Origin of the sequence: Candidatus Hakubella thermalkaliphila (genome assembly GCF_013281975.1) — a bacterium.
Taxonomy (GTDB): domain Bacteria; phylum Actinomycetota; class Humimicrobiia; order Hakubellales; family Hakubellaceae; genus Hakubella; species Hakubella thermalkaliphila.
In genome coordinates this window covers 1-9,517 of sequence record NZ_BLRZ01000054.1, presented here as the reverse complement: position 1 = coordinate 9,517, position 9,517 = coordinate 1, and the positions used below count along the sequence as shown (strand labels likewise).

Here is a 9,517-nt window from a genome sequence, read left to right as displayed (position 1 = left end):
TCGCACCGCTCAAGTCGCTACACCCACCGAGCCTACGGCTCCGTGGGTACCCGCTCGCTGCGGTCGGGCTCGGGGAGGCCGCAAACTCGCTTTCGCTCAGACATGCGGCCTCCTTTTTCCTGGCCCTCCCTTGCTCGCTATACGGCTCCGCTCCAATTTCGCCGTGCGAAAGATAGGATTACTCTAACGTGATAGAGAATCTCTTCTCTGTCTACCCAAATGGCAGACCCCAGGTATGACAGCCCACCAGGCCATCAGGATCGCGTCGACATCTTGAGATAAGCCTCTATGAACTCATCGATATCTCCATCCAGCACAGCCTCCACATTACCTTTCTCCAGTTCGGTGCGGTGGTCCTTCACCAGTTGATAGGGGTGGAGGACATAGCTTCTGATCTGGCTTCCCCAGGCGATCTCTTTTTTAGCTTCCCGCTCCATCTCCATCTCTTTAGCCCGCAGTTGCCTCTCTCTTTGGTAAAGCTTAGACCTCAGAACTTTGAGGGCCGTCTGGCGGTTAGAGATCTGGGATCTTTCCTTCTGACACTGAACCACAATGCCTGTGGGTAAGTGAGTGATTCTTACTGCGGAGTCGGTCACATTGACATGTTGTCCCCCTGGCCCACTGGACCGGAAAGTCTCGATGCGCAGATCTTTTTTGTCAATCTCTACCCGGATGGAATCATCAATCAAGGGGGTGACATCCACTGAGGCAAAAGAGGTATGTCTTCGATTGGAAGCATCAAAGGGGGAAAGCCTCACCAGTCTATGAACACCTTTTTCTGCCTTTAGAAGTCCAAAAGCATATTTGCCGCTGACGGACAGGGTAACGCTCTTAATCCCGGCCTCATCTCCTGGAAGAAGATCCAGGATGTCGGCTTTCATCTCCCTTCTGTCTGTCCAACGAATGTACATTCTGAGAAGCATTTCCGCCCAATCCTGGGAGTCCACTCCTCCGGCACCGGGATGGATAATCAGAACAGCATCATTCTGATCCAGCTCATCAGCAAAGAGCTTTTCTATCTCTAATTCCTCCACCCTCCGGGTCAGAATTTCCAGCTTTTCTTCCACCTCCCGGCTGGCCTCCGGATCAGATTCCTCCACCGCCAGTTGGTTGAGAACCAGGAGATCTTCTATCTCCTCTTCCAGCATCTGGTACGATTCTATCTCTCCCTTCAGGCCAGACATTCTCTCCATAGACTTCTGGGCCTGGGTCTTGTCATCCCAGAAACCAGGCCGGGATGATGCTCTCTCCAGTTTCTTGACTTCCTCCCTGGCCTTCCTCAGGTCAAAGGCAATCACCCAGCTCCTTAAGTTTTTTTCTTAACTCCAATATCTCATCTTTGTAGTTTTGTAGCATGTTCCTCTCCTGTAGCGGTTATCTTCCACAACATTTTTTATACTTCTTGCCACTGCCACAGGGACAGGGATCGTTGCGTCCCACCTTCACTCTGTGCACCGTAGTCTGTTTTTTCGCTGCAGGCTGGCTGGTAACCAGCCTGAGAGGCTGCGGCCTGGCCTCCTCTTTCGCCACCTTTACCCGGAACAGATATCTGACTATATCCTCTTTCATGTTCTGGATCATGGCCTGAAACATCTCGTAGCCCTCGTGCTTATACTCTACCAGAGGATCCCTCTGCCCAATGGCCCGCAGACCTATGCCCTCCTTGAGGTAGTCCATTTCGTAGAGATGTTCTCGCCACCGGTTATCGATAACCCGGAGCATGATATATCTCTCCAGTTGCCGCAAAGTCTCGGCCCCTATTTCTTCTTCCCGCTTCTGGTAAAGATCGAGGGCTTTGCCCACCAGATCTTCCTCCAGGCGCCCCGGCGTCAGATCTTCCAGATCGTAATCTGATCCCCGCACTTCCACCGGGATAATGGAGCAAAGATAGGATAACATCCCCTCCAGATCCCATTCCTCGGGATAGGAGCTATTGCTGGTAAAGGCTCTTAGCACCGAACCTACCACTTCTGCTGTCATCTCATTTACTTTATCGCTGAGATCATCCCCCTCCAGGATCCGATCCCTCTGCTGGTAGATGACCTCCCTTTGCTTATTCATAACATCGTCGTATTCCAGAACATTCTTGCGGATGTTGAAATTTCTGGACTCGACCTGTTTCTGGGCAGTCTCAATGGACTTGCTGACCAGATTGTGACTAATAGGCTCATCCTCGGGAAAGTTAAATCTATCCATGAGGGGCCGGACCCGATCCATACCAAACATCTTCATCAGGTCATCCTCCAGAGAGAGGAAAAATTGAGAGGATCCAGGATCTCCCTGCCGCCCAGACCTGCCTCGTAACTGATTATCTATTCTCCTGCTTTCATGTCGTTCCGTACCGATAATATGAAGGCCGCCCAGATCTGGCACCCCTTCCTCCAGAACGATGTCCACACCTCGGCCAGCCATGTTGGTAGCAATGGTCACGGTGCCTTTTCTGCCCGCCAGAGCGATTATCTCCGCTTCCTTCTCGTGATATTTAGCATTGAGAACCTGGTGAGGGATGCCCCTCTTCTTGAGTAACTTGCTCAATCTTTCTGATTTCTCTATAGATATGGTTCCTACCAGAACTGGTTGTCCTTTCTCATGTCTTCTAACTATCTCATCCACCACGGCCCCGAATTTAATATCTTCGGTCTTGTAAACCACGTCCGGCATATCGATACGAATCATGGGCTCATTGGTGGGTATCACCACTGTGTCCATCTTGTATATCTTCCTGAACTCCTCAGCCTCGGTGGCTGCGGTACCAGTCATGCCAGCCAACTTCTCATACATCCGGAAGTAGTTTTGCAGAGTAATGGTGGCCAGAGTCTGGTTTTCCTGCCTTATGCGCACTCCCTCCCTGGCCTCAATGGCTTGATGAAGTCCTTCCGAATATCGGCGGCCAGGCATAAGGCGGCCAGTAAACTCATCCACGATGATAACTTCACCATTTTTGACAATGTAGTCCACGTCGCGCTTGAACAGAGCATGGGCTCGCAGGGCCTGATTGAGATGGTGAACCAGTCGAGTATTCTCATGCTCATACAGGTTGTCCACTCCCAGCATTTTCTCTACTTTGAGTACTCCCTCTTCGCCGATGGAGGCGGTCCTGGTCTTTTCCTCTATCTCATAGTCCTCCCCCACCTTTAGTCGAGGGACTATGCGGGCGAACTGATAGTAGATTTCCGTGGACTCCTCTGCCGGTCCGGATATAATAAGAGGAGTCCTGGCCTCGTCTATGAGAATGCTATCCACCTCGTCCACGATGGCAAAATGGTGTCCCCGCTGCACTTTGTCCGGCAGGCTGGTAACCATGTTGTCCCGCAGATAATCAAAACCAAACTCACTGTTAGTTCCATAGGCCACGTCAGCCCGGTAGGCTACTTTCCTCTCCGAGGCAGGCAGGTCATGCTGAAGAAGGCCTACCTCAAGACCCAGAAATTTATAGATGGGTCCCATCCACTGGCTATCCCTTTTGGCCAGATAGTCATTGACCGTGACCAGATGAATTCCCTTTCCTTCCAGAGAGTTCAGATATATGGGGAGGGTGGCTACCAGGGTTTTTCCTTCCCCGGTCTTCATCTCCGCTATTTTCCCTTCATGGAGAACGATCCCGCCCAGAATTTGCACATCAAAATGGCGCATGTTCAGGGTTCTTTTGGCTACCTCTCGTACCACTGCGAAGGTCTCGTACAAAAGGTCATCCAAACTTTCTCCCTGGTCAAATCGCTCTCGAAATTCTACGGTCTTTCGGGCCAAATCCTCATCGGAAAGACGGGATATCTCTTCTTCCAGAGAGTTGATCCTTCCTACTTTTTTCCAAAGGCGCTTCATTTCTCGGCCTTCGCCAAAGCTCAGGACCTTGCTGAGTAGGTTAACCATATTCTCATCACCAGATCTGCAAAGAGCCCATAAATTCAGGCGATTATCCAGAAAAAACCGGCTCACTGTAGCCAGCCTACCTTCCGCACCGCTCAAGTCGCTACACCCACCGAGCCTACGGCTCCGTGGGTACCCGCTCGCTGCGGTCGGGCTCGGGGAGGCCGCAAACTCGCTCCGCTCGCTGTCGCTCGCTACGCTCAGACATGCGGCCTCCTTTTTCCTGGCCCTCCCTTGCTCGCTATACGGCTCCGCTCCAATTTCGCGGTGCAAAAGATAGGCTAGCGCTACTTAATCAATCTCATTAAAGGTATTTCGCGGCTGAGGACTTTCCCAGAAATTACTGATAAATGGGCTCGATCAGCCCATAGTTATTATCCTTCCTTCTATAGACCACATTGATTTCTTCCGTCTCCGAATTGGTAAAGACATAGAAGTCGTGGCCCAAAAGTTCCATTTGCAGCGCCGCTGCCTCTGGCGTCATAGGTTTGATAGCAAACTGCTTCACTTTGACAATCTTCGGTTCCCCGGCAGACCTGCTGTTGTTGTACAGATCGGCTACAAGTTTAGTAGACCTGGGCTGCTGGGTTCTATCAATCAACTTGCCCTTATATTTTTTGATCTGCCTCTCCAGTTTATCTACTACCTGATCGATAGAGGCATACATATCCGGACTGGCCACTACAGCTCGGATGACTGGTCCTTTGGTAAAAACAGTCACCTCGGCAATGTGGCTCTGGGATATACTGGGGTTCTTCTCATAGGTTAATTCCACCTCCATCTCCAGTATGCCATCAAAATACTTTCTTACCTTTTTTATTTTATCTAAAGTATACTCCCTCAAGGCATCGGTAAGCTCGGTGTTCCTACTCTTGATCCGAATGTCCAAAACTTTCCCCCCTGTTTTTCCAAAGTCGACTTTTTAACCTGACCATTATGGGTAAAATGCTCACATCCGGCAAGAGGAGGCCGGTCAGCAGCATGGACTCACGAAGGGTAACCCAACCAGCTCTCCGGAGTGGCTACAGAAGATAGATCATGAGATCTTGGTCACGTTAGCGGCCTGGGGACCTCGCTCCCCTTCCACTATCTCGAACTGCACCACATCACCCTCGGAGAGACTTCTAAAGCCCTCACCGGCAATAGCGGTGAAGTGGACAAAGACGTCCTGCCCATCCTCCTGCTGGATAAATCCGTAGCCTTTCTCCGTAGAGAACCATTTCACTTTGCCCGTTTTCATCACTACCTCCTATGCGAGAATGGTACACCTGCAACTTCTATATTTTTGAGAACGGTACACCTGCAATTTCTATGTTCCCCACTTTCCGACCCGGCTCCTAGGGGCCATTTTTGACACTGCGGGCCAGAGTCAGCACACACACCCGGTATGCTCCGCCCCTCTTGAGAGCCGCGGCACACTCATTCACCGTGGCCCCGGTAGTGTAAACATCGTCAATAAGCAGAATACTTTTGCCTCTCATAACTCCTCTATCTTTGAGCGCAAAGGCATCCTTCACGTTCCCCTCCCGCTCCCCATAATTGCCCACCCTGGCCTGGTCTCCGGTCTCTCTCGTCTTAACCAAAGCCCCGGACAGAGGTATCCCGGTCCGCAAGGAAAGAGACCTTGCCAGTAGTTCCGACTGGTTAAAACCTCTTTCCCGAAGTCTCTTTTTGGACAGGGGGACAAATTCCAGAAAGTCAAACTTCTCATTTCCAAAGAATTCCTGATAAGTCTGGTGAATGAAGGAAGCCAGAACAGGGTGGAGATCTCGAACCCCCTTGAATTTGAATTTCTTGATCATCTCCCCCAGTTTGCCCTCATACAGACCATAAGCCCTGGCTTTTTCAAAGAAAAAATCCCGGTTGCGACACTCATAACAGTCCGCTACTGGTGCGGAGGCAGGTGCACCGCACCAGAGACAGCAGGGCTCGTGAATCTTTTCCAGTTGCTCCATACAACTGCTACATAGAAAATTCTCCTCAGGGCTTCCGCAGACGGCACAGACCGGAGGATAGACCAGATCCCGAAGTCCTTCCCACAGTTTGAAAAGGAGACCACTCTCTCTCCGGCTCATCTATCTATGCTGCCTCAGTGGCGATCATTTTCTACGATCTGATTGGGCATTACTTTGACGCTAGAATGAATGATGGTTCCACCCTCAATGACACATCCTGACCCCACCACCGCATTCTGCAGAACTGCCGACTGGTCCTTAAGAAAAGTGGCATATCCCATTATTCCTCCGATGAGGCTGGCATCTTTGCCAATGTAGCCACTTCCCCATTTTATACCTTTGTAGAGTACCGCTCTCTCATCCACTACTGTATCATTGCCAATGATCACCGGCCCCAGCAGTTTGGCATTCTTCTTGATCAAGCAATTATTGCCGATACAGATGGGGGGAGCCATAATAACTCCCTCCTGAATCTCACAGTCCTCTCCCACCCAAATTCCCTCCTGGACCAGAGTCCCTGGTATTTTCACCTTCACCTTCCCCGAAAGGGCATCAAAATTTCCCTGCTGATACATTTCCAGGTCACCCACATCGTTCCAGTAATCAGAATGAGTGTAGCCGCAGAAGGGGATTTTCTTCTCTAGAAGAAGAGGAAAGAGATCCCGGCCGAAGTCATAGAACACCCCTTCTGGAATGAGGTCAAAGATCTCCGGCTCAAATACATAAATACCGCTGTTGGCCAGATTACTGAGGGCGTTTTCCCGGGGCGGTTTCTCCTGAAATCCAGTAATTTGGTTTTCCTCATCTATGAGCACTACTCCATAGTCGGAGGGGTCCTCAACCTGAGTAAGAACTATAGTGGCAATAGTGCCCTGCTTTTGGTGAAACTTGATCAGATTGGTAAGGTTCAAATCGGTGAGGGCATCTCCGCTGATGATCAGAAAGGTGTCTCCTTTGAGAAATCCAGCCGCCTTTTTGACCCCCCCCAGCCGTCCCCCGGAGTTGTTCCTCGTAGGAGTAGGACAGCTCGATATTCCATAGAGAGCCATCCTTAAAATAGGCCCGGATGGCCTCAGCGTGGCAATGAAGATTGGCAATGACCTTGATCAGACCATGGGCAGCCAGAAGCTCCAGGATATGCTCCATGACTGGCTTGTTGACTATGGGGGCCATGGGTTTGGAAATGGACTCTGTAAGAGGCCTCAGGCGAGTCCCCAGACCGGCAGCCAAAATCATGGTTTTCATCTCATTTCTCTTCTCCTTCCTGAAAAAGACTTAACTCTGCTATTTTTTCCTTAAAGGGTGGATAGAACACCCCTGCTTCGGTGATGATAGCGCTTATATTTCCCTCCGGCGTGATGTCAAAGGCAGGGTTGGCCACCTGTACCCCCTCTGGAGCAATTCTTCGGTCATTGATCATCACCACCTCATGATGGTCTCTCTCTTCAATGACAATTTCTTCTCCGCTATCGATCTTCGGGTCTATGGTGGAGGTAGGAGCAACCACATAAAAGGGCACTCCGTTCTCTCTGGCCAGAACCGAAAGGCTATAGGTTCCGATTTTGTTAGCAGTATCCCCGTTACAAGCTATCCTGTCCGCTCCCACCAGGACAGCATCGATCTTTCCCCGAGACATAAAATAGCCAGCCATGTTGTCGGTGATCAGAGTCATGGGAATCTTCTCTCTCATTAACTCCCACGCCGTCAGCCTGGCCCCCTGCAGGAAGGGTCTGGTCTCATCCACATAAACGTGGATCTGTTTGCCCTGAAGAAAGGCAGTTCTGATCACTCCCAGAGCAGTGCCGTAGTATCCTGCGGTGGCCAGAGCACCGGTGTTACAATGGGTAAGCAGGTTGGAGCCGGACCGGATAAGCTCAGCTCCCTTTTCTCCAATCTTTCTGTTGATTTCAATATCCTCCTCATAAATTCTTCTGGCTTCATCCACCAGAGAAAGGATAATGCTTTCTACGGACTGATCTCGGTTTTGCTGCATAATCCTTTTCATTCGATCCAGGGCCCAGAACAGGTTGACTGCCGTGGGCCGGGTGCGAGACAGAATCTGGCAGGCTTCTTCTACATCCTGCAGGAAGAGATCTTTACTTCTTTTACGACCTTTCAGAGCCGCCAGGGCCACGCCGAAAGCAGCGGCGACCCCAATGGCCGGTGCTCCCCGAATGGCCATCCCCTTGATGGCTCTGGCTACCGAGAGGTGATCCGGACAGGTGATATACTTCTCTTGCCGCGGTAAAAGACGCTGATCTATAAGTCGGACGGAGTTACCCATCCACTCTATGGTTCTGACAGGATCTACTTTCATGAGGGAATTACTCTCTTGGTCCAAAGGGGTGCCCCCAAATGACTGGACGGCCTCTTTTCTTGATCCAGAGATTCATCCCAACCTGGCCAGATTTTCCTTGAGCGCTCTGATCCGTTCCACCGGCGTGGGATCCACCTCATTGAGAATAGCCAGATAGACACTGGTAACATCTCCCAGATAGATCAGGCTAAGCAACTGGGCCAGGGGAGACTCTCCCCTGGCTTTGACCGCAGTTACCAGTCCGAATTGTTTTTTGACCAATTCTTTGGTTATCTCCATTCTCTGGGCATTTCTGACTCTTCCCTTCTTATCCTGCAACAGGACCAGGGCGAATCTTCGGGTAATGTCTTTTAGTAGCTCCCAACCCACGGTCTCATTGTGGTTCAGCTCGGGGAAGCTATTCCAGAAAGAGGGGATCTTGCTATTCTCATTAAACTGGCATTTCCAACGCAGGGCTGCAGCCCCGCTTATGCCCTCACTTCCGTAGGCTATGGGTAGCTTACCCCATAGAAGTGCGGCCAGTTTCTTGGCCTGATTGTCTCTGGCCGGAGTCCGGAAAGCCAGCGCCTCGGCCATATCCGACAACACCTCAAGGCTTTCCTCCAGATCCGCCTCTTCTATCTTAAAAATACCCAGCTCGCCCAGGGAGAGAAGAAGGGGAAGAAAGAGATAACCTATGGCTGCCCTGGGTTGCAGCCCTCCGGGCAACTCTATCAAAACTTTACCATTCTGTCGAGCAAAGGCGGCCAACTGACCTCCAGAGGTCAGGCAAATAAGCTCCGCCCCTCGGAAAAGAATGTCCCGAAGGGGGATCAGAGTCTCCTCGGTGTTTCCAGAGTAACTGACCGCAAAGACCAGGGTCGACTCACCCACAAAACCAGGAGTTCCATATCTTTTGTTGACCAGAAATGGTACCTCTAAAGCCTCCTCCACCAGAGCTTTTACCAGATCTCCACTAACTCCCGACCCTCCCACTCCCTGCACTAAAAGGCAGGAAAAGGGGCCGGACACTCCCGAGAAATCCGTTCCTTTGGCTATCTCCACGGCTTGAATACACTGATTGGGAAAGTCCTCCACTATCTCCAACATGCCCTGGACATCTATCTTTCTTATCTCCTGGTAATTGTCCAGAATATCTTCTCTATCCCCTGACAAAATCTAATCCCACCTCCATCAAGTTCCTTAATCTCTCCTCACTTGAGGCCTCCGCATAGATACGTACCACATGTTCTGTGCCGGAAGGCCGAATCATCAACCAACTGTGATCCTGAAAGATATACTTAAGCCCATCGATGCGGCTTATCTCCTTGACCTTTTCCCCCAACCGGGGGCCTGGATCAAAGAAGCTCAGCTCTTTCTGAATCTCCCTCTTTCTCCC

8 protein-coding genes and 2 pseudogenes are annotated in these 9,517 nt (G+C 50.9%); all 10 read right to left on the bottom strand.

What is annotated here, in order from left to right; genetic code table 11:
• Positions 1 to 254: 254 nt before the first annotated feature.
• Positions 255 to 1,356, bottom strand: a protein-coding gene (prfB, locus tag HW443_RS06325; RefSeq protein ID WP_407079600.1) for a peptide chain release factor 2 whose coding sequence is annotated in 2 segments (ribosomal slippage) — positions 255 to 1,295 and positions 1,297 to 1,356 — 1,101 coding nt in all. Because the reading frame shifts where the segments join, the coding sequence is not laid out codon by codon here.
• An 18-nt stretch (positions 1,357 to 1,374) separates the two neighbouring features.
• Positions 1,375 to 3,870, bottom strand: coding sequence for a preprotein translocase subunit SecA (secA, locus tag HW443_RS06320; protein ID WP_176235855.1), 2,496 nt, complete (start codon positions 3,868 to 3,870; stop codon positions 1,375 to 1,377).
• Positions 3,871 to 4,207: 337 nt separating this feature from the next.
• Complete coding sequence (hpf, locus tag HW443_RS06315; RefSeq protein WP_176237994.1) at positions 4,208 to 4,756, bottom strand: ribosome hibernation-promoting factor, HPF/YfiA family; 549 nt, start codon at positions 4,754 to 4,756, stop codon at positions 4,208 to 4,210.
• A 147-nt stretch (positions 4,757 to 4,903) separates the two neighbouring features.
• Positions 4,904 to 5,107 (bottom strand): cold-shock protein, encoded by a 204-nt coding sequence (locus tag HW443_RS06310; protein ID WP_176232054.1) that lies wholly within the window; start codon positions 5,105 to 5,107, stop codon positions 4,904 to 4,906.
• A 97-nt stretch (positions 5,108 to 5,204) separates the two neighbouring features.
• Positions 5,205 to 5,942: a ComF family protein gene (locus tag HW443_RS06305; protein ID WP_176236130.1), complete on the bottom strand. Its 738-nt coding sequence runs from the start codon at positions 5,940 to 5,942 to the stop codon at positions 5,205 to 5,207.
• A gap of 14 nt (positions 5,943 to 5,956) precedes the next feature.
• Positions 5,957 to 6,871 carry a sugar phosphate nucleotidyltransferase gene (locus HW443_RS13910; protein WP_407079819.1) on the bottom strand — a complete coding sequence of 305 codons (915 nt, stop codon included), beginning with the start codon at positions 6,869 to 6,871 and terminating at the stop codon, positions 5,957 to 5,959.
• A 19-nt stretch (positions 6,872 to 6,890) separates the two neighbouring features.
• A pseudogene (locus HW443_RS13905) lies at positions 6,891 to 7,058 on the bottom strand (nucleotidyltransferase family protein); the annotation flags it as partial.
• Between the two features lie 10 nt (positions 7,059 to 7,068).
• On the bottom strand, positions 7,069 to 8,139 hold the full coding sequence (gene mtnA, locus HW443_RS06295) for an S-methyl-5-thioribose-1-phosphate isomerase (protein WP_176236971.1): 1,071 nt from the start codon (positions 8,137 to 8,139) through the stop codon (positions 7,069 to 7,071).
• Positions 8,140 to 8,211: 72 nt separating this feature from the next.
• On the bottom strand, positions 8,212 to 9,294 hold the full coding sequence (locus HW443_RS06290) for a bifunctional phosphoglucose/phosphomannose isomerase (RefSeq protein ID WP_176237993.1): 1,083 nt from the start codon (positions 9,292 to 9,294) through the stop codon (positions 8,212 to 8,214).
• A pseudogene (locus tag HW443_RS06285) lies at positions 9,281 to 9,517 on the bottom strand (phosphoglucomutase/phosphomannomutase family protein); the annotation flags it as partial. The gene HW443_RS06290 and the pseudogene HW443_RS06285, both read right to left, overlap by 14 nt.

Coding starts and splice junctions, on each gene's coding strand:
- secA (WP_176235855.1), bottom strand. CDS start 3,870: ATGGTTAACCTACTCAGCAAGGTCCTGAGCTTTGGCGAAGGCCGAGAA.
- HW443_RS06305 (WP_176236130.1), bottom strand. CDS start 5,942: ATGAGCCGGAGAGAGAGTGGTCTCCTTTTCAAACTGTGGGAAGGACTT.
- HW443_RS06310 (WP_176232054.1), bottom strand. CDS start 5,107: ATGAAAACGGGCAAAGTGAAATGGTTCTCTACGGAGAAAGGCTACGGA.
- mtnA (WP_176236971.1), bottom strand. CDS start 8,139: ATGAAAGTAGATCCTGTCAGAACCATAGAGTGGATGGGTAACTCCGTC.
- HW443_RS13910 (WP_407079819.1), bottom strand. CDS start 6,871: ATGGCTCTCTATGGAATATCGAGCTGTCCTACTCCTACGAGGAACAAC.